A 25,274-nucleotide genomic window follows, 5' to 3' on the forward strand; every position below is an offset into this window, starting at 1 on the left:
GCATTGGTCAGAATACACCTGATCAGCCACGTTGATGTGTTTTGGATGGTGCAAAATAGCCGAAGGACATACCAAAAACGAAAAAAGCGAAATAAATCACCCTGCCTTCAGACTTCTTTGTTCTAAAATAAGGGGGAGGTGGGTTTTGGGGAAACTAAAAAGATGTATTGATATTCAATAGATTAACAACTAATTTTGCCCTATTTGAAAGATTGCCCGTTTAGTAGTGATTTTTTTTGTTTTTTTACTATACTTTTTCCCAAAATAAACAAATTGTGGGAGATACGGCTTATTGGTATAAATATGCAAAAGAACTTGAAGAAAAAATTGAATTAACAGATTTCGAGAAAACAACCAGTAAATTTTCTTTTCGATTTAGAAATTATGGTCAAGTTGTTGAAATTATTAAAGACAGTACAAATATTTCAGGTTCAGTAACAAACTATCTATATTATAGAAGGAAAGAAAATAGTGAAAGAAAAACTTTATTTAGAAAAGAATTTTTATCTGAAGCACAAGCTAAAAATATTTATGAAATTGTTCAAAATGCAGAAATTTCAGAGTTGCCTTCTGATAAAGATATTAAAAATTGGTCGCAAGGATTTGATGGAATTACATATATATTTGAATGTGCAGATAAATCAACTTACTCTTTTAAAAATTATTGGAGTCCAGAAGGTCAAAAAATACCTGAAGCAGCAAGAATTCAAAAATTTATTAATGTTCTTAAAGATACTTTGAATTTAGCAGAAGATTATGAGAGATTTGAAGTTAATTTACCCAAACGAACCGGGTTTTATGATGTAGGTTCTATATCAACACGATATAGTATTTATTCTACCACATATTTAGGATACAGCGGCGCAACAAAATTACCTTTAGGTTTTTTTGCAGCACATTATACATCTTATTTGGGAAATAAAGAAGTGAATGTTGGAGGATTAGTTCAATATAATTTTGATTCTAATGGTTTTTATTATTTAAGTTTACGCGCGTCAAAAAGTGTACTATTTTTTAAGGAAGAAAAATTACGAGATTTTGCTTTTTACAGTTATCAAAACAGAAAATTAAATATAAAATCAATAAATAGTCACTTGCAAAATCATCAGTTTTTATATGGATTATATTTTGATAATTTTGGAGTAGGTGCTGGATTTGATTATTTAAAAGAAAAAACTATTGATAAAACAGGAATTCTCATTTATGCAGACAGATATTTTAAAAAGCTTAATTTAAGTACAACGATTTACTCATCTATATTTAATAATCAAATCAACTATAAAATTGATATAGAAAGAAATTTTAATTTAGGAGACAGGTCACCAATAGATAATATCTCTTTAGGTTTAGGATACGAAGATTTTATGAATTATAAAGATGTATATTTTATGATACTTACTCGCTTTTAACCCTTAAGCTTCAACGGTAAATGCACCACTTTTTTGGTTTCAAAAAACTCATCGTTAAAAAAATCACTTAAGTTGTATAAGTTTGCTTTAGGAAAATCTTTTAATTCCTCGGTTAAATCGCCACCCTTTAGGTATAAAATGCCGTTTTCCAACTCATGAATCGATTGTTTTTTGGTTTTACCTTTCACCCAGGCAACAAAATCGGGCATATTGGTAACGGCTCTACTTACGATAAAATCGAATTTATCGGTAACTAATTCAGCTCTTTTTTGTTCAGCCTTTATATTTTTTAGTTGTAAGGCAGTAGCAACTTCGTTTACCACCTTAATTTTTTTGGCGATAACGTCAATGGCATAAAAATTAGTTTCGGGAAATAAAATAGCCAGCGGAATTGCCGGAAAACCGCCACCTGTACCCACATCCATCACATCGGCATTTGGTTTAAATACCATAACTTTTGCAATTCCCAACGAATGCAAGACGTGTTTGGTGTATAGCTGGTCGATATCTTTTCTTGAAATCACATTAATTTTAGCATTCCAATCGTGGTACAAATCATATAACTGTTCAAATTGTTTTTTTTGTACATCGTTTAAATCAGGGAATTGAACTAAAATTTCTTCCATTATCATTAATTTTTGGCAAAAATACAGTTTTTTGAGCATAAAAATAAGTATATTTAGGTTTCAGTAAACTTATTTTCGAAATAACTTTTAGGTTACATTAAATTTATTTCTTTGTTTCAAAAATATGTCGATATGAAAAAAATAATTACGTACGTTTTTTTGTGGTTTTCGGTGTGTGCTTATTCACAAGAAACACTGAATGCAATGTTTTACAATGTGTTTAAATTTCCCACTTCGCTACCACAGAACCGCGAGTTGATTTTACGCGATATTTTAGATGAATACCAGCCCGATTTGTTTATGATTTGTGAGTTGGTTAATGAAAACGGAGCCGATTTAATCTTAAATACGTCTTTACAAAATCAAACTGATACTTTTGCACGTGCTGTTTTTATTCCGGATCTTACAAATCCTTCAGATGCCTTGCAAACAATGGTTTTTTACAATACACGTAAATTGACTTTGGTAAATCAGCAAACGCTGCCAACGGTCTATCGCGACATCAATCATTATTCGTTTGAATTGAATGTGGAAGCTAACGATCCCATTTATTTAGAAGTTTTCGTAGCACATTTAAAATCAAGTACGGGACCGGCAAACCGACAAATGAGGTTTGATATGGTAGAACAGGTTACCCAAGAATTGCAAAATTTGACGCAGCCTGATACGTATGTGCTTTTTTCGGGTGATTTTAATTTTTATAATTCATCAGAAATCGGCTATCAGCAAATTCTGAATCCGGCGAATGCAATTGTGATGATCGATCCCATTAATGCACCGGGAAGCTGGCAAGACAACGCATCATTTAGTTATTTGCACACACAAAGCACCCGCTTCTCTAATTCGGGCTTTGGCGGCGGAGCCAACGCAGGAGCTTCGGGTGGGTTAGACGATCGTTTTGATTTTATAATGATGAGTGAGAATTTTACTAACAGCACTCGGTTTTCGTATGTAAACGGTAGTTATCAAGCGTATGGCAACAACGGAAACTGCCTGAATCAAAGTGTAAACGATGTGGGGTGTACGGGTATTTTTTCACAGACCCTTCGCGATAATTTATACAATATGAGTGATCATTTACCGGTGGTGATGCAGTTTCAAATTAACGAACCCTTGGCTGTAAAATCATTTGAAACCAATCCGCTGATGTGGTTTGAATCATCGAATATAAGCAATAAAGAAGTAGTTGTAGGGGTTGATGTATCTAACATAAATGCTAAAAATAATCAGTTGCTTGTTTATAATTCTTTAGGACAATTGGTAAAAACAGTAGGAATCAATGACAGGCAAAGTGTTGTTATTTCTACCGAAAATCTTTCTTCGGGTTTATATTTCATTAAAATGAATCAAAATGATGGCGTATTGAAATTCATTAAAAAATAAAATCTAAAATAAACCTAAAAAGAAGAAGGTTATTTTTATATTATGTTGCAATATCATTACCTTTGAGCGTATAAATTTGAAAATAATGAGTGCACAACATTTGTCAGATAGAATAAATAATTTGTCTGTTTCACAAACCTTGGCAATGGCAGCAAAAGCCCGAGAATTAACAGCGTTAGGTAAAGATATTATTAGTTTAAGCTTGGGCGAACCCGATTTTAATACGCCCGATTTTATCAAAGAAGCCGCTAAAAATGCCATTGATGAAAACTGGAGTACTTATCCGCCTGTTGACGGATATTTGGAATTAAAACAAGCAATTGTAAAAAAATTTAACCGCGATAATGGTTTAAGCTATCAGCCTGCAAACATTGTAGTTTCTACCGGTGCCAAGCAATCGCTTTACAATATTGCTCAGGTAATGTTAAATGAAGGCGATGAGGTTATTTTACCGGCACCTTATTGGGTAAGTTATTTCGAAATTATTAAAATGGCAGGAGGTATTCCGGTAGAAGTACCTACATCTGTAGAATATGATTTTAAGATTACTGCTGAACAACTTAAACAGGCAATTACCCCAAAAACCAAAATGATGTGGTTTAGTTCGCCTTGTAACCCATCAGGATCGGTTTACAGTAAAGAAGAGCTGACCGCTTTGGTAGATGTTCTAAAACAGCACGAAAATATTTACGTGGTTTCTGACGAAATTTATGAGCATATTAATTTTACAGGTGGTTATTGCAGTATTGGCTCTGTTCCCGGAATGTTCGAGCGTACCATTACGGTAAACGGTGTTGCCAAAGCATTTGCAATGACCGGTTGGAGAATTGGATATATAGGTGCACCAGAATTTATTGCCAAAGCGTGTACCAAACTACAAGGTCAGGTAACCAGTGGAGCAAATTCTATTGCACAACGAGCTACAATTACCGCTTTAGAGGCCGATCCGTCTGAAATTGGATATATGGTTAAAGCATTTCACAGCCGCAGAGATTTGGTGATGCAATTGGTTAGCGATATTCCCGGTTTAAAAGTGAACCAACCCGAAGGTGCTTTTTACGTATTTCCTGATGTTTCTTATTATTTTGGTAAAACATTAAAAGGTGTTTTAATCAATAATGCCGACGATTTGGCACTGTTTTTATTAGAACACGCCAATGTAGCCACAGTAACCGGAGCAGCATTTGGAAACCCAAACTGTTTACGATTATCTTATGCAACCAGCGAAGAAATGATTACTAAAGCCTTTAAAAGAATAAAAGAAGCTTTGGCAGAATAGTAAAAAAAATAGGTCTATATTGATAAAAGATGAATTCTATATTAGAGTTCATCTTTTTGTTTGTTGTTTTTTTCTTCCAATTTTTTATATAGCTCTTTAGGAATGACCGATTGTTCATTTTTTAATTTGAAATACCAATAAGCTTTTATTTCCTAATAAAACAAAATCACAATCAACAGAACCTACTAATATATTTAAAAATTTCAATTTAAAACGATATATTTGCAACGTTTTAAAAATCGATATAAAATAAACTCAACTATATGAAAGCAGGTATTGTAGGACTACCAAACGTAGGAAAATCAACTTTGTTTAACTGTTTGTCAAATGCAAAAGCACAAAGTGCCAACTTTCCTTTTTGTACAATAGAACCAAATATTGGAGTTGTAAACGTACCGGATCCTAGAATTAGTAAATTAGAAGAATTGGTGAAGCCAGAGCGTGTACAAATGGCTACTGTTGATATTGTTGATATTGCAGGTTTAGTAAAAGGTGCCAGTAAAGGTGAAGGTTTGGGAAACCAGTTTTTAGGAAACATCCGCGAGTGTAATGCAATTATTCACGTTTTGCGTTGTTTTGACAATGATAACATTGTACATGTTGACGGTAGTGTGGATCCTATTCGTGATAAAGAAACCATTGACATAGAATTGCAGTTAAAAGACTTGGAAACGGTTGAAAAACGCTTAGAAAAAACCAAAAAGGCCGCTAAAACCGGAAATAAAGAAGCACAGGCAGAAACAGCTTTATTAGAACGGATTCGAGAAGCATTGTTACAGTCAAAATCGGCTCGTACGGTAGTTGCTCAAAATCAGGACGAAGAGAATTTATTAGAAAGTTTTCAGTTAATAACATCAAAACCGGTGCTTTATGTATGTAACGTAAACGAAGAAGCGGCTGTTAACGGAAATGAATATGTTGAAAAAGTAAAAGAATTGGTGAAGGATGAAAACGCTGAAGTAATTGTTTTATCTGTTGGAGCTGAAGCAGATATTACCGAATTGGAAAGTTACGAAGAACGTCAGATTTTCTTAGAAGATATGGGCTTAACAGAACCAGGTTCGGCAGTTTTGATTCGTGCAGCTTACAAATTATTAAACTTACAAACGTATTTCACTGCCGGTGTTAAAGAAGTACGTGCCTGGACAATCAATGTGGGCGATACCGCTCCGCAGGCAGCAGGTGTGATCCATTCTGATTTTGAGAAAGGCTTTATCCGTGCCGAAGTTATTGCTTACAATGATTATGTGACGTACGGTTCTGAAGCAAAAGTAAAAGAAGCCGGTAAATTACGGGTAGAAGGTAAAGAATATATAGTTAAAGACGGCGATGTGATGCATTTCCGCTTCAATGTGTAAAAGTTTTAAGCCGAATGTTAAATTCGGCTTTTTATTTGCATTTTTTTCTACATTTGAAGCCAAATCAAATGATATGAAACACTTCTTACATAAACTATTGTTGCTTTGTACTTTAGTAACTATTGCATCGTGCACTACTATTTTGCATAGAAAAAATCAGAAAATCAATGTTTTCTCAAATGCAGAAAATGCAGAAATCACCGTAAACGATTCGGTTTATACGCTGCCTGCAAAAATAAAACTTGTGCGCGATAAGAAACCTGTTACAATCAGTTATCGTTCTACAAATAAACAGTTTGACAGCATTATTAAAAGCAAAATATCCCCTGTTTTTTCTGCAATAAATCTTACAACCATTCCTGCATTTGGTGCGGGATATCTGGTAGATTTAACCAATAAAAAACGATTTGCCTATCCAAAAAATATCTTTTTTAACGATAAGGACAGCTTAGAAATTTATGAACAACGAGTAGAGGAATATATTTATAGACATAATATAACCGATCAGGAAAAAATTGAAGACCTTCATTATCATTTTAAAAGAAGTTATTTTAAAGAAGAAAGAGCAAGAAAATTAAAAGAAGAAAAAAATTTCAAACGTTTTAACCCCACTGCGGGTACATTTAAAATTTTTATAGCACCGCCTACCTTATCTTTAGTAGGTTTCTCTTCTAAAAATCCAAATATAGATCAGTTCAGCAATTTTGTTGGCGGAATAGGTTTTGGATTCGGATTTGATTATTACTACAAAAACAACCGGTTTGTTTCGATGGAATTATCGAACAGGGCAAATCAGTTCGAAGATTTTTACTGGTCATCACATGATGTTATGGCTCACAAATTAGATTTTTCTTTACGAAAAGGACATCGAATCCATCGTTTTGAATACAGTTATGGAATATCAATTACCTATACCAATTACAAATATTCCCTTCCGTTTAATGACAGTCCGATAAAACCTTTTATGAGCGATGACGAACGACGCCATTTTACAGAGTCGTATAAAACTGCGGGTTTTTCTTCATTAATAAATTATCAGATAACACCAATAATGTATATCGGTATCCGATATAATCCGGCAATTTATAGTTTTAGAAAATCAGGAAACAGTTTTGATTACGAACACGTCATTGGGTTAGATTATTGTCTAAAATTCTAAATATGTACAATCGTTTTACGTTCCATAAGAACACCTTTGCTGTTTTCATTAAAACCAATGAACCGGAAGGGTTTGTTAAGGCACATTATATCAGCAAGCACGGCAGTCAGTATTTCTTTACGAATGATGGCGTTTACAGATATTCTAACCATTGGGGGAGGGTAGGAAACTGTCGTTGGCGGTTGGAAAACATTGATTATAAACAGCAAACTAATTACTGGGGATTTTGCAAATGGATTCATTTTTATACTAATGAAGAAGGATTACCGTTGTTTTTTATTGAAAAAACAGACAATGATCATTATTCATACAATCATAAAAACAATGCTGAAAATGAACAGGCTGTTTTTCGTACGGCAAGCGAAACTGCCAAGATATTGAAGAAAATTACTGAAATTCAACAAACGGCTGATTGGGCAAAGCATTTAGAATACAATGATTACGAAGTACTAAAAAATTTTTTTATCCAACAGTTAATTCACAGCACTAAATCGTTTATTAAAATCAAGCAGGAATATATTTCTGATTCAAAATTGTAAAAAAATAAGGAACCATAATTTCATTATTATTACTATTTTCAAAGAAAAAATCCAGATGAAAACACTTAGAAAAATTATTGGGTACATCTTAATACTGATTGGCCTTCTGGTTATTTATCTAATCATTGCCACCGCTATTGCTTACATTCCGGTTAACAAGGATCAATCTCAATATGAAGATCAAAATTTATCGATTTATATTTTGACCAATGGCGTACATACCGATATTGTGGTACCATATTTTAATGAAATTTATGATTGGCGTACGTATTTAGATACAACACATACTCCGGGAAAACTGACATCGGCAAAATGGGTTAGTTTTGGTTGGGGTGATAAAGGCTTTTATCTGCAAACCCCTGAGTGGAAAGATTTAAAAGCATCAGTAGCTTTTAATGCAGCTTTTGGTTTAAGTGAATCGGCAATGCATGTAACTTATTACAACAGAATGGTTCAAAACGAAGATTGTATTGAAATAAAGCTTAACAAACAGCAATACTTGCAACTTTGCTCTTTTATTTTAAATCAATTTGATATAGATAACAACGAATTACAACTGATTGATACCGATCAAAATTATGGTGCAAACGATGTATTTTACAATGCAAAAGGAACTTATAACTTTTTCTACACTTGTAATACATGGGCAAACAATGCTCTAAAAGCAGCCGGATTAAAAGCTTGTTTGTTTACTCTTTGGGATAAAGGTATTTTTTATCATTATAAAAAGCCTCACCATAACAACTTAAACCCTTAAGATCTTTTCAAAATTCAATTAAAGTTATTATCTTGTATATTCCTTAATGAACCTAATTTTTACATGATTCATTTAAAAAGATTTAGCTATGATTAAAGAAAAATTTAAAGGAATATTTAATTTGTTCAAAATTTCGGTAAACGAATTTTTAGACGACAATTGTATAAAATTCAGTGCTTCATTATCTTATTATACCATTTTTTCCATTCCGCCATTAGCAATTCTCATTATTTCTTTGGCGGGTTATTTCTTTGGTGAAGAAGCCGTACGAGGAGAATTTTTCAGCCAGATACAAGGTTTGGTTGGAGAGCGTGCAGCACTGCAAATTCAAGATGCCATAAAAAATATTAAATTGTCTGATAATTTAAATATTGCAACCTTAATAGGGGGGATCACTTTGCTGTTTTCAGCTTCGGGTATTTTTGCCGAAATTCAAAGTTCCATCAATTATATCTGGGAATTGAAACCAAAACCCAAAAAAGGATTTATGCGTTTCATTGTCAATCGTTTATTATCTTTTTCAATGATTGGAGCTTTAGGATTTGTCCTTTTAGTCAGTTTAATTGTAAATTCGGTCATAGATTATTTATACGATCAGTTAAATAATTTTTTCCATGGAGATACGGTTTTCATAGCTTCTTTAATCAATACTGCCGTTATAGCCATTATTATTACGTTGATCTTTGGATTCATCTTTAAAACCCTTCCCGATGGTAAATTAAGATGGAAAGAAACGGCTGTGGGATCAGGCTTTACGGCTATTTTGTTTATGATCGGTAAATGGGCAATAGGCGTTTATTTAGGAAGTTCAGACAAAATGGATTTATACGGAGCCGCCGGATCTGTCTTAATTATTCTGGTTTGGGTATATTATTCTGCTATTATATTGTATTTTGGAGCGGTTTTTACGAAAAATTACTCAGAAATGTACGGGAAACCCATAGAGCCTAACGATTACACCATGCGGGTAATTTATAAAGAAGAAGAAGTGAAATATGCCAAAACAGATGAGGAAATCAATAAAAAATTAGATTCAAATCAAGGTTAAATACTTTTAAATCTGCATAAAAATCTGTATTTTTACACAAATTCACTACCACTTATGCAAGAACAATCTCAGTACACTGAAGATAACATCCGATCGCTCGATTGGAAAGAACATATTCGTACACGTCCCGGAATGTATATCGGCAAGTTAGGCGATGGTTCATCGCCCGATGACGGTATATATATTTTAATCAAAGAGGTGCTTGATAACTGTATCGATGAATTTGTTATGGGTGCCGGTAAAACCATTGAAGTTACCATAAAAGACCGTACAGTTTCGGTACGCGATTACGGTCGTGGAATCCCTTTAGGAAAAGTGGTTGAAGTGGTTTCAAAAATGAATACCGGTGGTAAATACGATTCCAAAGCGTTTAAAAAATCGGTCGGATTAAATGGTGTGGGTACCAAAGCAGTAAATGCGCTGTCGTCTTTTTTCAGGGTTGAATCGGTTCGTGATAACCAGCAAAAAGCAGCCGAATTTAGTGCAGGTAATTTAACTTTAGAAGAAGATTTGGTAGAAACCACCAAACGCAAAGGAACAAAAGTTACTTTTATCGCTGACGATACCATCTTTAAAAACTATAAATTCCGTAACGATTATATTGTGCGGATGCTTAAAAATTACTGCTATTTAAATAAAGGACTGACTATTATTTACAATGGCGAAAAATTTGTTTCAGAAAACGGATTGAAAGATTTGTTACAGGAAACCATTGCCGAAGATGATATGATTTATCCGATTATTCATTTAACGGGAAATGATATTGAAATAGCTTTAACACACAGTAAAACACAATATTCAGAAGAATATTATTCGTTTGTAAACGGACAGAATACCACGCAGGGCGGTACCCATTTGGCTGCTTTTAAAGAAGCAGTTGTTCGTGCCGTAAAAGAGTTTTACAATAAAAATTTTGAAGCTTCGGATATTCGTAAGTCCATTGTTTCTGCCATTTCATTAAAGGTAGAAGAGCCTGTTTTTGAATCACAGACCAAAACCAAATTAGGATCAACCGATATGGGACCTGATTTACCTACGGTTCGTACGTTTGTAAATGATTTTATCAAGACCAATCTGGATAATTTCCTACATAAAAATCCGGAGGTAGCCGATGCTTTATTGCGAAAAATCCTTCAGGCAGAACGCGAACGTAAAGAATTGTCGGGCATTAGAAAATTAGCAAAAGACCGGGCCAAAAAGGCATCGTTGCACAACAAAAAATTACGTGATTGCCGGGTACATTTAACCGATGCCAAAAATCCACGTAGTTTAGAAAGCACGTTGTTTATTACCGAGGGAAATTCTGCTTCGGGATCCATCACAAAATCACGAGATGTGAATACGCAGGCTGTTTTTAGTTTGCGCGGAAAACCATTGAATACTTATGGAATGACAAAGAAAATTGTCTATGAAAATGAAGAATTCAACTTGTTGCAGGCAGCGTTAAACATCGAGGAAGATTATGAAAATTTGCGTTACAATAATATTGTGTTGGCAACCGATGCCGATGTAGATGGTATGCACATTCGTTTGTTGATGATTACTTTTTTCTTGCAGTTTTTTCCCGAATTGATTAAAGAAGGGCATTTGTATATTTTACAAACACCGTTGTTCAGGGTCCGCAATAAAAAGAAAACCATTTATTGCTATTCAGAAGAAGAGCGCGTTTCGGCAATTGAAGAATTAAAACCAAAACCCGAAATCACCCGATTTAAAGGATTGGGAGAAATTTCTCCCGACGAATTCAAAAATTTCATTGGTGAAGATATTCGTTTAGAACCGGTTATGTTAGATAAAACATCGTCTATAGAAAAATTATTAGAATTTTATATGGGGAAAAACACACCAAACAGACAAGAATTTATCATTGGTAATCTAAAGGTTGAATTGGATAAAGTGGAAAATTAATTTAATATTTCCATAATTTGAAAGAGATATTTTCGAAATATTAACAGCATAATAACACAATGAATAACGAAGAATATAACCAAGAATCTGACATAAATAATCATGAAAACGAGTTAAATCATCAGGATTTAACCAATACAGAAACCGAAACCATTAAAAAAGTATCGGGTATGTATGAAGAATGGTTTTTAGATTATGCTTCGTATGTTATTTTAGAACGTGCGGTTCCGGCGATCGAAGACGGTTTTAAACCTGTTCAGCGCAGAATTATGCACTCTATGAAAGAGTTAGATGATGGTCGGTACAATAAAGTAGCGAACATTGTTGGTCACACCATGCAATACCATCCGCACGGTGATGCCAGTATTGGTGACGCCATGGTTCAAATAGGTCAAAAAGACATATTAATTGATACCCAAGGAAACTGGGGAAATATTTTAACTGGTGACGAAGCAGCAGCCTCGCGTTATATCGAAGCACGTTTAAGCAAATTTGCATTAGACGTTTTGTATTCGTCAAAAATCACACCTTGGCAGTTATCGTACGATGGTCGCCGGAATGAGCCTATTAATTTACCGGTGAAATTCCCATTACTTTTAGCTCAGGGTGGAGAAGGAATTGCTGTGGGGTTATCAACAAAAATCCTTCCACATAATTTCAATGAGCTCATTGATGCATCAATTAAAATCCTGAAAGGCAAATCATTTATTATTTATCCCGATTTTCCCACTGCCGGAATTGCCGATGTTTCTAATTACAACGACGGTGCCCGTGGCGGTAGAGTACGGGTACGTGCCAGGATTTCTCAGTTAGATAAAAACACATTGGTTGTCAAAGAAATACCTTTCTCTACTACAACCACTACTTTAATTGACAGTATCTTAAAAGCTAATGAAAAAGGAAAGATTAAAATTAAAAAAGTAGAAGACAATACATCTTCTGACGTTGAAATTTTAATCCATTTGCCACCCGGTGTTTCTCCTGATAAAACCATTGATGCCTTGTATGCTTTTACAAGTTGTGAGGTTTCTATTGCCCCTTTGGGTTGTGTGATTCAAAACAATAAACCATTATTTACAGGTGTTTCAAATATGCTGAAACATTCCACAGAACGAACGGTTGATTTGCTGAAACAAGAGCTGATTATTGAATTAGGTGAGTTGGAAGAGCAATGGCATTTTGCTTCGTTAGAACGAATTTTTATCGAAAACAGGATCTATCGCAGAATTGAAGAAGAAGAAACCTGGGAAGGTGTCATCTCAGCTATTGATGAAGGATTAAAACCGTTTACCGCTCATTTAAAACGTGCCGTGACCACTGATGATATTGTCCGATTGACAGAAATAAGAATCAAGCGTATTTCCCGTTTCGATTTGGATAAAGCACAAGAAAAATTGGATGCGTTAGAATGCGAAATCGAACAGGTGAAATACCATATTGAGCATATTATTGATTTTACCATTTCGTTTTTTACAACTTTAAAAGAAAAATACGGTAAAGGCAGGGAACGTAAAACAGAATTACGTAGTTTTGACAACATTGAAGCTACAAAAGTGATATTGCGAAATCAGAAATTATATGTTAATAAAGAAGAAGGATTTATTGGAACAGCCTTGCGTAAGGATCAATATGTGGGGGATTGTTCGGATATTGACGACGTCATTGTATTCTTGCGAGATGGCAGCATGATTGTATCAAAAATCGAAGAAAAGAAATTTATAGGAAAAGACATTATTCATGCGGCGGTGTTCAACAAAAACGATAAGCGAACCATTTATAACATGATTTACCGCGATGGTAAGGCAGGTGCTTCTTATGTAAAACGATTTAATGTTTCAGGTGTAACCCGTGATAAAATATATAATTTAACTCAAGAAAAGCCCGGGTCTCAAATCCTTTATTTTTCAAACAATCCCAACGGTGAAGCTGAAGTAGTTACTATTTTGTTAAGACAATTAAGTAACGTTAAAAAACTCAAATTCGATTTAGATTTTGCCGATTTATTAATCAAAGGACGTAGTTCTAAAGGAAATCTCGTAACGAAATATCCTATTAAAAAAATCGAATTAAAAGAGAAAGGAATTTCCACCTTACGTCCGCGAAAAATATGGTTTGACGATACTGTTAACAGATTGAATGTAGATGGAAGAGGAGAGTTATTAGGTGAATTTAAACCGGAAGACCGTTTGTTGATTATCAATCAAAGTGGAAAATTAAAAACAATTATCCCAGAATTATCCACTCATTTTGAAGATGATATCATTGTTTTAGAAAAATGGATTCCTGAAAAACCCATTTCAGCCATTTATTTCGATCCTGAAAAAGACAAATATTATGTAAAACGATTCTTGGTAGAATCGGTAAATAAAGAAGAACTTTTTATTTCTGAGCATCCGTATTCAAAATTAGAAATCGTTTCAACCGATTACCGACCAATGGCAGAGGTATTGTTTGCTAAGGTAAAAGGTGTAGAAAAAGAACCATTGATCGTTAATTTTGAAGAATTTATTTCGGTAAAAGGAATCAAGGCACAAGGAAACCAACTTACAAGCGATAAAATAAAAATGATTAATTTGTTGGAATCTCTTCCTTATGAAGAAGAAACCGAACAGAACCCCGAAGATAATAAGGAATTTAACGATACAATTGATGAAAACAATCTAACCGTTGAAGAAGACGGACAAATTGGTTTTAATTTGGAGTAGAGTGATATTTTAACACCAATTTGAACTGTGTTAGCTTGTTACCTTTCCAACATCCCTTCAAAAGCTAATAAATATTTATCTATATAAAGCTGTTTTTCTTTTGATTTATATTGTTGGATATATCGGGGGTGTTCTAAAACCGTAATTTTGTTGAAGAAATTCATTTCTTCATTGATTTTCTTAATGAAATAAGCATTTTTAACACCTAAAACAAAAACTTCATCGGTATTTAAACCCAATGTAATATGATCTTTTAAAGATGCTATCATAAAATTTTTTACATGAGTAAAAAGGTTTTTATCGTCATAATAATTGGCATTTACCCAGTTATTGCCTTTTGTACGCCTGATAATTGCCAGCGGAAAAGGAGAATTGATATAAAACTGATGATAGAACTTTTCTGCTCCTCCAAATGCTTCAATCACGTCATACAGATAAACGGATGAAATTTCGTGGGTGTGTGCCGATTTCATTTCAATACCACATACACTTTTAAGTCGTTTGGTATCAGTAAACGGTATGCCTGTAACCCCGGCACCGTTTCTGCTTGGATTGATACCTATAATGAATTTTCGTTGGTTGTTATCGTTATAATATTTATGGTAAAACCGGCGCATAACCGTCAGCGTTTCCGGATTATTCAAATATGGATTTAACACTTGAAAACCTTCCAGCAAATTTCCTTGGTATTTTAATTGCGTGTTAAAAGTTATTATTTTATCGGCAAAACTCATCTTTTTAATTTTTGTAAGAACCACATTTTACCAGATAATCTCCATAATAAGGCTCGGATAAATTAGAAATAATCACACCTTTTGATGTAGATGCATGTACAAATTTATTGTTGTGTAAGTAAACTCCAACATGGTTTACAGTGCCGCTTTTTCCGAATGAAAAAAACACCAAATCGCCTTCTTTTAAATCTTTTGTGAATTTGCGTTTGACATTATCGGCAATATCTTTTGATGTTCTGGGCAATTGTATATTATAAATTTCTTTGTATAAAATATTTGTAAACCCAGAGCAATCAATGCCTTTTTCTGAAGTGCCTCCAAATTTGTAGGGCGTGCCGTACCAATCAATAATAAAATAGTATAAGGCTTTGTTTTTTAAAGTGGTTTCACTTACATCAAGTAACTCACTAATTCCGGCTAAATCCCTTGGTTTATCAGTTGTTTTTTTAGCAACGGTAGATTTTGATGTTTTGTTTTTATTGTAATTATCACGCCAATCGGTTTTAGATTTACAGCCGATCCACAGGAATAATGTCAAACAAATGATTGCTGATTTAGAAATGAAAAAAACCGGAAATCTCCGGTTTTGTATGTTATTCATCATTTTTATTGATGTTTTTTAATTGCATTAACTTTTCTTTCCACAACTTTAATTCGTCTTTGTGGCGATCTATATTTTTGTTGATTTCTTTTACTAACGGGTTATCGGCTTTCGCATTAGAAATAAACTGAACATTGTTTTCTAACTGGAAAATTTCTGATTGAATTTCGTCAATTTTTCTTTGAACAAAAACAGATTCATTATGTAAACGCCGGCTGTCATTGTTTTCAACTAAATGCTCAATTTTATTATGGAATTTTACCAATTCTGCTTCTTTTTTAGAAAGACTCAGCTTGTCAAACAAAGCATCTAAAATTTTATTGAATTTCCCTTCGATGTGACGGCGGGTTTGAGGAACAGCTCCAATGTTTTTCCAGTTTTCAATATGAATTTTAATGGCATCTAAATCGGTTTTATGGTCGCCTGTCAACTGAAAATCTTTCAAGCCTTCAAGATATTCTTTTTTGTTGTTGAAATTTTGCATTTCTGCTTCAATTTCCTTATTTCGTTCAGCATGCAAACGGTCAAAATAAGAATTACAGATTTGTTTAAATTCTTTCCATAAACTATCTGAAAATTTTCGTGGCACATGACCAATGTGTTTCCAGTCTTCCTGAATTTTTTTCATTGCAGGTGTAACTGAATCAAAATCACTGCTTTCACTTAATGCTTTTGCCTGATTGACCAAATCTTGTTTTTTCTGTAAATTATCTTGCTGTTCTTTTTTAATGTCTTTATAAAAATTATTTTTTGACACATTAAACTTTCTTGTAGCAGTTTTAAAAGAAGTCCACGTTTCTTCGTTTTGTTCAGCCGGAACTCTCCCTGTGCTAAAAAAAGCAGTTCTCAATACTTCAATTTGCTTAATAGCATTTTGCCAATCGTTGTGAGACGTAAATTCTTTAGATGAAATTTGATTGATCTCTGAAATTATTTCGTTCTTTTTAACAAGATTACTTTCTTCCTGTTCGTGGATTTTACTTTGCAATGCTTCCCGTTTTTCATGTAATTGTTTGGTTACATTACTAAAATTTTGCCAGATTTCTTCACGATGTTCTTTGGCAACCGGTCCAATTTCTTCTTTCCAGATACGGTGTAATAACTGCAGTTCTCTGAACGCTTTACGAATATCTGTTTCATTAAGCAGTTCGGTAGCACGTTCAACAATTTTTTGCTTTTGTTCCAGATTGTTTTTAAAATCTAAATCACGTGCTTCACGGTCTAAATGCAACTGATCGTAAAAACGCTCTAAGTGAAAATGAAAATTGTTCCATACGTGGTTGTAATTATCTTTGGGTATGGCACCAGCAGTTTTCCAGCGTTCACGCAATTGTTGAATATCCTTTAAAGCAGCATTGAAATTATCGGTATTTTCAACCAAATCTTTTAATTCGTCAATGATTTGATTGCGTTCGGCTAAATTTTTCTTTAATTGATCCTGAATCGATTTAAAATGTGCGTTTTTTTGCTCTTTATAAGTGTGATACAGGGAATCAAAAAGATTTTTTGCAGGAAGGTCGTATTGAAAATCAGATGAAAAAGCATCCGGATTTTCTTCTAAAAAAGCCTCCTTTTTCTCATCGATAAACTCGTTATATTTAGTTAAAAAACTGCGTTTGATGTTTTCAACGTGTTCGCGAATCGCAGTTGTTTTTTCGTTTTTAATTAAATTGTTCAATTCTGAGTTCAACTCATCTAACGATAATTCGTCGTAATTTAACAACGGAATCTCTTGGTTTTCATTGATAGATGATGTTTCGTTTTCTTCAGCGTTTGTTGAATTTATTGCGTCAACAATTGTATCTGTATTGTTTTCAGTAGTTAATCCATCTGCTTGTGGCAGGTTATCATTCTTTTCTTCTAACATCGGTTTAATGTTTAAGTTTTACAAATTATTTTTGAAAGATAAATAATTAATTGAAAGTCAACAAATATTTTTTTTAAAATTATGACTAACTATTCCATATTTTCCACGATTCTTCTGCCTGAATTTCGAGCATTTCCAAACCATTTTTGGTAACAGCACCTTTTTCTCTGCAATTTTTTAAAAAGAGTGTTTCTGCCGGATTATAAATTAAATCGTAAGCCAAATGCTTGTCTGTAAGGTATTGATATGGAATTTCCGGAGCAACATCAACGACAGGGAAAGTTCCTAAAGGCGTACAATTAATGATTAAAAGATATTTAGAAAGTATCTTTTGACTGAGTTCGTCGTACGCAAAATCGCCCTTATTACGAGATACCGTTTTGTAGGTAATTTGCAGTTGCTCTAACGCATACGCAACAGCTTTGCTTGATCCGCCAGTTCCTAAAATCAATGCCTGGGTGTGATGTGTTTTTAATAAAGGTTCTATTGATTTTTTAAAACCAATCCAATCGGTATTAAAGCCGATTTTTTGACCGTTTTCGACTTTGATGGTATTTACGGCTCCAATTTTTTTTGAATGAATATCTAATGCATCTAAATACGGAATAATCTCTTTTTTATACGGAATGGTAACGTTATATCCTTTGTCGTTTCTATTAAATATATTATTTAGTTGAGACAAGTTATCTATGTCAAAATTAATGTATTGTGAATTTAAAATATTATATTTTTTAAACTTATTATTAAAATAATTCCGAGAAAAAGAATAGTCAATATTTTTTCCGATTAAGCCGTATGTTTTCATCGGTTCCTTGTACTTAATTTTTTTAAATTATACGATTTTAATTGTTAGTGATTATTGGAATGTTAGTTACAAATAACCTTCTTTTTTTAAAAAACTGTGTATATCAATACTTCTTTTCTGTATTTTATTAAGTTTAAAAGACCATTTTCCATCATTACATTCTATTATAAAACTATTTAAATCACTTAACTTGAAAAAAACAATATTCATATTAGTTTCTTCAAATAAAATTAAATCGTCTTTTGTCAATAAAATTTTTTTATCTCTTAACAAATGATATTTTAAATACCAATATTCCAAACTAAATTCTAAAGAGAATGTAGTAAATGGATCTATATCTAATTCTTCTATAAGATATAATTCATATTTTTCTACAAACACTTTGATAAAACCTAAATTATCAATTGTTCTTTTAAAACTATATAATTTATCTTCTGTCACTTCTTCTTCCATTTTTCATAGCGAGTCAAGTTTATCAATATTTAAAAATTTGATATATGGATCAATATTTTTTAAGGTAGGTGAAGAATAAAAGAAAATACTTTTTAGTTTTTGCTGCGTCATTTGATTTATTTAACTCCGACAGGACAAACCGAACCGACCTTGCAGGAAAATTTTAACTTTGTAAAATCATTCTTCTTTACCAAAACTTTGAATGCAACGCTGAACCATTTCGTTTTTCCAAACAGTAGGAAATAATTCTTGTAACAAACTGCGGTTGGTATAATTCAATGCCAATGCATTTGTTAGGTGATACCACGCTTTTTCGGTTTGGTTCGTCAATAAATATAAACCTGCCAAACGGTATTCAATTTCATATTCATCGTTAAACATTCCGCGGGCTTTCAGCAGTTTTTCTATAGCATCTTCGTAATTTTCAAGTAAATGCAATGAATCGCTCCATAGCAACCAGGTGTCTAAAAACGTATCACCGTGTTCAACTGCTTTTCTAAAACCTAATTCGGCTTCTTCAAAAAATAGTAGATCTTTGTTGATGATTGCAAAACGACGCCAGTATAAATGGTTGTATTCGTCAATGCCCAATGCTTTGTTTACAAATTGTAAGGCCTTTTTAAAATCGTTCTTTTTTAGATATAAATCGGCAATAGAAATCCACGATTTATCCATTAGCGGATCTTCGTGTACCGATTTTAAATAGTATTTTAAGGCTTTGTCGTAATTTTTTAAACTTTCATAACAAAAACCAATTCTGCGATATACATAAGACGACGGATCTTCTAATTGCAACGTTTCTTTATAACAAGTAATGGCCTGCGAAAACATTTTTAGCTTTTCGTACGATTTGCCCTTTTCAATATACGCACCTACAAAATTTTCATCAATAACACAGGCAAAATCAAAAGCTTGAATAGCTTTTCGGTAGTCTTTTACGCTGTAATATTGTCTGCCCAACTGGTGCCAGGCAACTTCTGAATACGGATTATGATCAATGAATTCTTCTAAAAACTGAATGGCTTCTGTGTGGTTGTCTAAAAAATCGTAACAATACACCACGTTATACAAAGCGGTTTGGTCTTCGGCATCGTGTTCTAAACATTTCACAAAGGCATTTTTTGCCTGCAAAATTTCATCGATAAACAAAAATTCCATACCCAGTAAAGAATAGACATCGGCAAAATCTTCGGTATATTGCAGGGCAACATTTAAACATTCAATTGCTTTGTTGTGAGCGCCTTGTTTTGAAAAAATATTGGCACGTTGTATATAAACTTCATCGTTTCTTGGGTCTATTGCCTGCAATTCGTTCAACAGTTTTTCAGCTTTATCCAGTTTGTTTTCAAAAACCAGAAGCTCTACCTGAACCAATTTTAGACCAAGGGAGTTTGGGTGTTGATCTAACCCCAGTTTTAAAGCCTTTTTAGAAAGGTTTAACTTACCGGAATCAAGATAATGCAGTATAATGTTTTCAAATTCTTCTGAATCGAAAAAACAAATTTTATTTGTTTTTAGCATATTCTCGAATTTTGAAATAGACATTCTAAAAAATTCTTCTTCGTCGTTTGTAAACATAATCGACTATTTTTTATTATTAAATATAGCTCAATTTAAAACGGTTTTGTTTCTCATTGAACGATACTTATAAACATTTTAATTAACAAAATTCCTCCTGAATTTCGTTAAGTGCTTCAATAAGAATGGCACAGCCTTCTTTAATTTCTTCTTCTGAAATGGTTAGTGGCGGCGTAATTCTAATAGCTTTTCCTTCAAACATCAGCCAAAATAATACCAAACCTTTGTCTTTACATTTTAAAATGACTTGATTGGTTATCTCTTCTGATGGTGTCATGGGAGCCAGCATTAATCCTTTTCCGTGAATTTCGGTGATCAGCGGATGTTTTAACAGTTTACGAAATAATTGTTCTTTTACCAATGTTTGTTCCATTAAATCGGTTTCTAACAATTCTTGCAAAGTTGCCAAACTTGCTGCAGCAATCACCGGATGACCTCCAAAAGTAGTGATATGTCCGCATTTGGGATCGTTTGTCAATAAATCCATTAGTTTTTCGTGTGCCGTAAAAGCACCTACAGGCATACCGCCACCCATGCCTTTTCCCATAACCAAGATGTCGGGAACTACATCATAATTCTGAAAACCGAACAATTTTCCGGTACGTCCAAAACCAGGTTGAATTTCGTCTAAAATCAGTAAGGCACCTACTTCGTCACAGCGTTTTCGTACTTTAGAAAGATAACCGTTTTCAGGTGTGATAAAACCTGCACTGCCTTGAATGGTTTCTAAAACCACCGCCGCTGTTTGATGTGTAATTTGCTCTAAATCGGCTTCTTTATTAAAAGTGATGAAACCTACATTGGGCAACAAAGGCCTAAAGGCCCGTTTACGTTCTTCATTACCTAAAATACTCATAGAACCTTGCGTGTTGCCGTGATACGCGTTTACACAAGAGATTAATTGTGTTCTGCCAGTGGCGCGTTTTGCTAATTTTAACGCACCTTCAATGGCTTCGGTACCCGAATTTACCAAATAGGTTTTGTTTAAGCTTGGCGGTAACTGCTGTGCAAGCAATTTACAGAAATCTACTGCTGGTTTTTGAACGTATTCGCCATAAACCATAACATGCAGATATTTATCTAATTGCTCTTTGATGGCAGTAACCACACGCGGATGCTGGTGCCCCAATGTGCAAGCTGACACACCTGCTACAAAATCGAGATGTTTTTTGCCATCGGTACTGTAGATGTAACTTCCTTTTGCATGTGATATTTCTACTTCCAGCGGGTGTAAAGTGGTTTGTGCCTGATATTTAAAAAAATCTTCTTTCATTTTTATTCGTCCCGGTTTTTGATGACGTTTGGTGCTTTGCCTTTTCGTTTGAAATTCAAGGTTTTTTCTTGAATTTCCATAGGCTGCTCATTTATTTTCTTGTTTTCTTTAACTTCTTCTTCAGCGGTATTGTCGTGTTTTAGTTCTTCATCTGTAAAAAGTTCATCAACAGTATAAATCCGTTCATCGCCCCGCCAATTGAAACCTGCTAATTTTCGTGCGTTTTCAGGAAATTCTTCCGGCGGATAGGTTGTTCCTTCCGGATTAATCATTCGGGTGGCTGTGGTAATCTTCTTTTCTTCTAATTCTAAAACAATCTTACTGCAAATTCCTTTATCAATTCCTTGCAAAACCCCATCGTCATACAGATAATAAATCATTTCGGCGTTTTGAACCAAATCTATCTGCCTGATTTCATCATCGATAAACTTTCCGTACATATTGATTCCTTTTGCCTGATTGTAACCTGTTCCCAAGGTATCTTTCTGGATAACAAAAGCGTTGTTCAAGACTTTTAACGAATCTAATTTTTCGGTTGTAACATTGTTGATTAAATGGATCAAATCGCCCGTTAGCTGGCTTTCGCCATTGAATACGACCGGTTTGCCGATTAATTGTAATAATCCGATTTTCTGATCGTAATGCAGTGAATCTGATTTTCCGCTCATATCGGGTGTACGGTACATTCGTGCATCGGGATATCCTTTAATGATACGCTGTTTATCCGGACCAACAATCTGGATGTTTTTTGCGTGGAAATAAGAGGTGTCTTTTTCGGTATAATATTCAATCAAAGGCTTTTTAGTCATGTAAACAGAATCGTTTGCCCTGAAAACTTCAGCAAAATGACTGGTGGCAATGGTGTTGTTTATGGTATCTGTAATTTTCACGTTATTGATTCCTTTGGCGTACGATATTTTCTCGTCGTAATACATTTCATCGGCTTCAATACGCTTGTTATCATATAAAATAAACGAGTTTTGGATCATTTTTCCTTCGTTTAAACGGGTGTCATAAAAGCCGTTTTCTGTATAAATATGATTTTCTTTGTTGTCTATGGTTGATGGGCCAAACAGATAAGCGTGACCCGAATCTTCATAATAATCTAAATGATTGGATTTAATGATAGTTTCTGGATTGGTAATAACCACTTCGGTTCTGAATTCGTATTTCAGTTCACGTGAATAATACTTTCCTGATTTAGATTTTAAGGTATTTTCTTTATTAGTTATGGTTGCGTGATCGTTATAATAAGCAATGCCGGTGTTACGGTCGTAATAGACCTTTTCAGATTTCAAAGAGGAATCGGGAGATGTCATTACCACATTTCCCGATGCATAGGCAATTTTATCTACACCGTTGTATTCGGCATACTTACTGGTCATTTGGAGTGTATCGTCTTGGATGATTTTTACATTTCCAAATAATTTTACGTAATTGTCTTTTTCAAACAAATAAGCCTTGTTGCAGTAAATATACATGCTGTCGTGCTGTATCTGAACATTTCCCGTTGCTATTTTGGCTCCCGGAACTTCATATTCATTTACATCGGTAAAATTAGAATGAAGCAATTTAATAATCTTCCCGTTAGATTCAGGTGTTTGTGCAGATACGAAACCGCTACAGAAAAGTAAAAATATAAGTTGTAAAAAAATGGTTTTCAATTGAGAATAATTTTTTTCAAAATTACGCTTTTTTTAACAAGCAAAGCCTACGTTAAGAAGAATTTAAGGATATTAAAAAGCACTCTATTTAGAGTGCTTTGTATGATTATTTCATTATTGTTTGTTTACGATCCGGACCAACCGATATTACTTTAATGGGTACGCCTACGTATTCTTCAATAAATTCAATGTATTCTTTTAATTCGTCCGGTAATTTATCATACGATGTTAAACCTGTTAAATCTTGTTTCCAACCTTTTTTCTCAACATAAATAGGCTGAACATTTTCAGCTTCTATATTATAAGGTAAATGATCAATTTCTTCGCCTTTATAAGAATAAGCAGTACAAACTTTTAAGGTGTCAAAGCCAGATAAAACATCGCCTTTCATCATGTATAAAGCAGTAACGCCGTTTACTTCAACAGCATATTTTAACGCTACCAAATCTAACCAGCCACAACGACGAGCACGTCCGGTAACCGAACCAAATTCGTTACCTACTTTTGCCATGGTTTCACCAATTTCATCAAATAATTCAGTAGGGAAGGGACCTGAACCAACACGAGTGGTATATGCTTTGAAAATTCCGAAAACATCTTTTACTTTATTTGGTGCAATTCCCAAACCTGTACAAGCTCCGGCAGCAGTAGTGGTAGATGATGTTACAAAGGGATAAGTTCCAAAATCGATATCCAATAAAGAACCTTGTGCGCCTTCAGCCAAAATTGATTTTCCTTCTTTTAACGCCTGGTTCAAATAAAATTCAGAATCAATGAACGTTAATTTTTTTAATTCTTCAACAGCAGCGAAAAATTCAGCCTCCATTTCAGCTAAATTATATTGTAAATCCACATCGTAGAATTTAATCATGTCAATGTGTTTTTCTGCCAGTGTATTGTATCGCTCTTTAAAATCAGCCAGTTCAATATCGCCGATACGTAAACCGTTTCTTCCGGTTTTATCCATATATGTTGGACCGATACCTTTTAACGTAGAACCAATTTTTGCTTTGCCTTTTGAAGCTTCTGAAGCAGCGTCTAATAAGCGGTGTGTTGGCAAAATTAAATGTGCTTTTCTTGAAATTAAAAGTCGTGATTGTACATCAATGTCGAATTTTTGTAAACCTTCAATTTCTTTTTGAAATACTACGGGATCCATTACCACACCGTTTCCTATGATATTTATTGATTTTTTGTGGAAAATTCCTGAAGGAATTGTTCTTAAAACGTGTTTAATTCCATCGAATTCCAAAGTGTGTCCTGCGTTTGGTCCACCCTGAAAACGAGCAATAATGTCGTATTTTGAGGTAAGAACATCTACAATTTTTCCTTTTCCTTCATCTCCCCATTGAAGACCAAGTAACAAATCTGCTGTCATTGTATATAAAATATGTTTGTTCGTTTTAATTTTTAGTTGTGGTGTTGTCTTCTTCTTTTGTTCCGTAGAAATATAAAGAATGATTGTGTATTTTAATGTTAAAGATTTCTTCTATGGTTTGCTTGATGCTTTGAATACGCGGATCACAAAATTCAATAACTTCACCAGAATCGGTTAAAATGATATGGTCGTGCTGCTTGTCAAAATACGATTTTTCGTAATGTGCCTGGTTTTGCCCAAATTGATGACGGCGTACCAAACCACATTCCAAAAGCAATTCTATCGTATTGTAAAGGGTTGCCCGGCTAACACGGTAGTTTTTGTTTTTCATTTTTATGTACAGCGATTCAATATCGAAATGCTCTTCGCTCTCGTATATTTCCTGAAGAATGGCATAGCGTTCAGGTGTTTTTCTATGACCTTTTTCTTCTAAATACTTAGTGAAAACGTTTTTTACTATTTCCTGGTTTTTATTTTCTTCCATAATCTTCTTTAACAGTACAAAGATAATTGTTTATTACCGATACTAAAAATTAAATATTTAAAATCACTACTAACCGACTAACTTTTCAAAATTAAGGAGCTTCCCATTGTGGTTAGCTCCTTTTTTCATATTTTGGTTTTACGACAAATCAAAAATATGAGCAATAAAGATACAGAAAAGAAATTAGTCGGTCAGCCGATTTTCAAACAAATCATCAATTTTATTCCAAAAGATAAATTTGATATGCTTGTCTACAAGCATAGTTC

The 25,274-nt window shown here is 33.8% G+C and carries 21 protein-coding genes; 10 read left to right on the plus strand and 11 right to left on the minus strand.

The features are described 5' to 3' along the window. Positions 1–275 precede the first annotated feature (275 nt). Positions 276–1,409: a hypothetical protein gene (locus BLW20_RS11625; protein ID WP_143037785.1), complete on the plus strand. Its 1,134-nt coding sequence runs from the start codon at positions 276–278 to the stop codon at positions 1,407–1,409. On the opposite strand, the gene rsmG is transcribed toward BLW20_RS11625, so the two are convergent. Further along, positions 1,406–2,035 carry a 16S rRNA (guanine(527)-N(7))-methyltransferase RsmG gene (rsmG, locus tag BLW20_RS11630; RefSeq protein WP_091101113.1) on the minus strand — a complete coding sequence of 210 codons (630 nt, stop codon included), beginning with the start codon at positions 2,033–2,035 and terminating at the stop codon, positions 1,406–1,408. The genes BLW20_RS11625 and rsmG overlap by 4 nt on opposite strands. 132 nt (positions 2,036–2,167) lie before the next feature. Here rsmG and BLW20_RS11635 point away from each other — a divergent pair, with 132 nt between their 5' ends. The 9 genes from BLW20_RS11635 to BLW20_RS11675 all read left to right on the plus strand — a co-directional run bounded on the left by BLW20_RS11635 (position 2,168) and on the right by BLW20_RS11675 (position 14,171). Next, entirely contained in the window at positions 2,168–3,418 is a 1,251-nt protein-coding gene (locus tag BLW20_RS11635) for a T9SS type A sorting domain-containing protein (protein ID WP_091101117.1), read from the plus strand. Between the two features lie 85 nt (positions 3,419–3,503). After that, positions 3,504–4,697 (plus strand): pyridoxal phosphate-dependent aminotransferase, encoded by a 1,194-nt coding sequence (locus BLW20_RS11640; protein WP_091101121.1) that lies wholly within the window; start codon positions 3,504–3,506, stop codon positions 4,695–4,697. Between the two features lie 263 nt (positions 4,698–4,960). Continuing rightward, positions 4,961–6,055, plus strand: coding sequence for a redox-regulated ATPase YchF (gene ychF, locus BLW20_RS11645; protein ID WP_091101125.1), 1,095 nt, complete (start codon positions 4,961–4,963; stop codon positions 6,053–6,055). A gap of 73 nt (positions 6,056–6,128) precedes the next feature. Further along, the gene (locus BLW20_RS11650) at positions 6,129–7,214 is read left to right on the plus strand and encodes a hypothetical protein (protein ID WP_143037786.1); all 1,086 of its coding nucleotides are present in this window, start codon (positions 6,129–6,131) and stop codon (positions 7,212–7,214) included. A 2-nt stretch (positions 7,215–7,216) separates the two neighbouring features. Further along, positions 7,217–7,753, plus strand: coding sequence for a hypothetical protein (locus tag BLW20_RS11655; RefSeq protein ID WP_091101132.1), 537 nt, complete (start codon positions 7,217–7,219; stop codon positions 7,751–7,753). Positions 7,754–7,808: 55 nt separating this feature from the next. Next, positions 7,809–8,510 carry a TIGR02117 family protein gene (locus BLW20_RS11660; RefSeq protein ID WP_091101135.1) on the plus strand — a complete coding sequence of 234 codons (702 nt, stop codon included), beginning with the start codon at positions 7,809–7,811 and terminating at the stop codon, positions 8,508–8,510. Positions 8,511–8,598: 88 nt separating this feature from the next. After that, entirely contained in the window at positions 8,599–9,558 is a 960-nt protein-coding gene (locus BLW20_RS11665) for a YihY/virulence factor BrkB family protein (RefSeq protein ID WP_091101139.1), read from the plus strand. Positions 9,559–9,612: 54 nt separating this feature from the next. Further along, positions 9,613–11,466, plus strand: a complete 1,854-nt coding sequence (locus BLW20_RS11670) for a DNA topoisomerase IV subunit B (protein WP_091101142.1) — start codon at positions 9,613–9,615, stop codon at positions 11,464–11,466. Between the two features lie 59 nt (positions 11,467–11,525). Beyond that, positions 11,526–14,171 (plus strand): DNA gyrase/topoisomerase IV subunit A, encoded by a 2,646-nt coding sequence (locus tag BLW20_RS11675; RefSeq protein ID WP_091101145.1) that lies wholly within the window; start codon positions 11,526–11,528, stop codon positions 14,169–14,171. Positions 14,172–14,209: 38 nt separating this feature from the next. Here BLW20_RS11675 and BLW20_RS11680 read toward each other — a convergent pair whose 3' ends face one another. The 10 genes from BLW20_RS11680 to BLW20_RS11725 all read right to left on the minus strand — a co-directional run bounded on the left by BLW20_RS11680 (position 14,210) and on the right by BLW20_RS11725 (position 25,008). Next, a complete protein-coding gene (locus BLW20_RS11680) occupies positions 14,210–14,905 on the minus strand; it encodes an SMUG2 DNA glycosylase family protein (protein WP_091101148.1) in 696 nt (231 codons plus the stop codon). Positions 14,906–14,909: 4 nt separating this feature from the next. Continuing rightward, positions 14,910–15,509, minus strand: a complete 600-nt coding sequence (locus BLW20_RS11685) for a C40 family peptidase (protein ID WP_091101152.1) — start codon at positions 15,507–15,509, stop codon at positions 14,910–14,912. Further along, positions 15,499–17,373, minus strand: a complete 1,875-nt coding sequence (locus BLW20_RS11690) for a DUF349 domain-containing protein (RefSeq protein ID WP_091101157.1) — start codon at positions 17,371–17,373, stop codon at positions 15,499–15,501. Before BLW20_RS11690 ends, BLW20_RS11685 begins: the two co-directional genes overlap by 11 nt. 85 nt (positions 17,374–17,458) lie before the next feature. Further along, complete coding sequence (locus BLW20_RS11695) at positions 17,459–18,178, minus strand: shikimate dehydrogenase family protein (RefSeq protein ID WP_091101161.1); 720 nt, start codon at positions 18,176–18,178, stop codon at positions 17,459–17,461. A gap of 66 nt (positions 18,179–18,244) precedes the next feature. Further along, positions 18,245–18,631, minus strand: coding sequence for a hypothetical protein (locus BLW20_RS11700; RefSeq protein WP_091101165.1), 387 nt, complete (start codon positions 18,629–18,631; stop codon positions 18,245–18,247). A 177-nt stretch (positions 18,632–18,808) separates the two neighbouring features. After that, positions 18,809–20,209, minus strand: a complete 1,401-nt coding sequence (locus BLW20_RS11705; protein WP_091101169.1) for a tetratricopeptide repeat protein — start codon at positions 20,207–20,209, stop codon at positions 18,809–18,811. Positions 20,210–20,291: 82 nt separating this feature from the next. Then, the gene (locus BLW20_RS11710; protein WP_091101173.1) at positions 20,292–21,482 is read right to left on the minus strand and encodes an aspartate aminotransferase family protein; all 1,191 of its coding nucleotides are present in this window, start codon (positions 21,480–21,482) and stop codon (positions 20,292–20,294) included. 2 nt (positions 21,483–21,484) lie between these two features. Next, complete coding sequence (locus BLW20_RS11715; protein ID WP_245725323.1) at positions 21,485–23,146, minus strand: OstA-like protein; 1,662 nt, start codon at positions 23,144–23,146, stop codon at positions 21,485–21,487. Between the two features lie 106 nt (positions 23,147–23,252). Then, the gene (locus tag BLW20_RS11720) at positions 23,253–24,524 is read right to left on the minus strand and encodes an adenylosuccinate synthase (RefSeq protein ID WP_091101176.1); all 1,272 of its coding nucleotides are present in this window, start codon (positions 24,522–24,524) and stop codon (positions 23,253–23,255) included. A 25-nt stretch (positions 24,525–24,549) separates the two neighbouring features. Continuing rightward, on the minus strand, positions 24,550–25,008 hold the full coding sequence (locus BLW20_RS11725; protein ID WP_091101180.1) for a Fur family transcriptional regulator: 459 nt from the start codon (positions 25,006–25,008) through the stop codon (positions 24,550–24,552). Positions 25,009–25,274: the final 266 nt, after the last annotated feature.

The organism is Paenimyroides marinum, from assembly GCF_900108395.1.
Lineage (GTDB): Bacteria > Bacteroidota > Bacteroidia > Flavobacteriales > Flavobacteriaceae > Flavobacterium > Flavobacterium marinum.

Coding starts and splice junctions, on each gene's coding strand:
- BLW20_RS11690 (WP_091101157.1), bottom strand. CDS start 17,373: ATGTTAGAAGAAAAGAATGATAACCTGCCACAAGCAGATGGATTAACT.
- BLW20_RS11660 (WP_091101135.1), top strand. CDS start 7,809: ATGAAAACACTTAGAAAAATTATTGGGTACATCTTAATACTGATTGGC.
- BLW20_RS11685 (WP_091101152.1), bottom strand. CDS start 15,509: ATGATGAATAACATACAAAACCGGAGATTTCCGGTTTTTTTCATTTCT.
- BLW20_RS11635 (WP_091101117.1), top strand. CDS start 2,168: ATGAAAAAAATAATTACGTACGTTTTTTTGTGGTTTTCGGTGTGTGCT.
- BLW20_RS11705 (WP_091101169.1), bottom strand. CDS start 20,209: ATGTTTACAAACGACGAAGAAGAATTTTTTAGAATGTCTATTTCAAAA.
- ychF (WP_091101125.1), top strand. CDS start 4,961: ATGAAAGCAGGTATTGTAGGACTACCAAACGTAGGAAAATCAACTTTG.
- BLW20_RS11720 (WP_091101176.1), bottom strand. CDS start 24,524: ATGACAGCAGATTTGTTACTTGGTCTTCAATGGGGAGATGAAGGAAAA.
- BLW20_RS11650 (WP_143037786.1), top strand. CDS start 6,129: ATGAAACACTTCTTACATAAACTATTGTTGCTTTGTACTTTAGTAACT.
- BLW20_RS11695 (WP_091101161.1), bottom strand. CDS start 18,178: ATGAAAACATACGGCTTAATCGGAAAAAATATTGACTATTCTTTTTCT.
- BLW20_RS11700 (WP_091101165.1), bottom strand. CDS start 18,631: ATGGAAGAAGAAGTGACAGAAGATAAATTATATAGTTTTAAAAGAACA.
- BLW20_RS11655 (WP_091101132.1), top strand. CDS start 7,217: ATGTACAATCGTTTTACGTTCCATAAGAACACCTTTGCTGTTTTCATT.
- BLW20_RS11675 (WP_091101145.1), top strand. CDS start 11,526: ATGAATAACGAAGAATATAACCAAGAATCTGACATAAATAATCATGAA.
- BLW20_RS11670 (WP_091101142.1), top strand. CDS start 9,613: ATGCAAGAACAATCTCAGTACACTGAAGATAACATCCGATCGCTCGAT.
- rsmG (WP_091101113.1), bottom strand. CDS start 2,035: ATGGAAGAAATTTTAGTTCAATTCCCTGATTTAAACGATGTACAAAAA.
- BLW20_RS11680 (WP_091101148.1), bottom strand. CDS start 14,905: ATGAGTTTTGCCGATAAAATAATAACTTTTAACACGCAATTAAAATAC.
- BLW20_RS11725 (WP_091101180.1), bottom strand. CDS start 25,008: ATGGAAGAAAATAAAAACCAGGAAATAGTAAAAAACGTTTTCACTAAG.
- BLW20_RS11665 (WP_091101139.1), top strand. CDS start 8,599: ATGATTAAAGAAAAATTTAAAGGAATATTTAATTTGTTCAAAATTTCG.
- BLW20_RS11640 (WP_091101121.1), top strand. CDS start 3,504: ATGAGTGCACAACATTTGTCAGATAGAATAAATAATTTGTCTGTTTCA.
- BLW20_RS11710 (WP_091101173.1), bottom strand. CDS start 21,482: ATGAAAGAAGATTTTTTTAAATATCAGGCACAAACCACTTTACACCCG.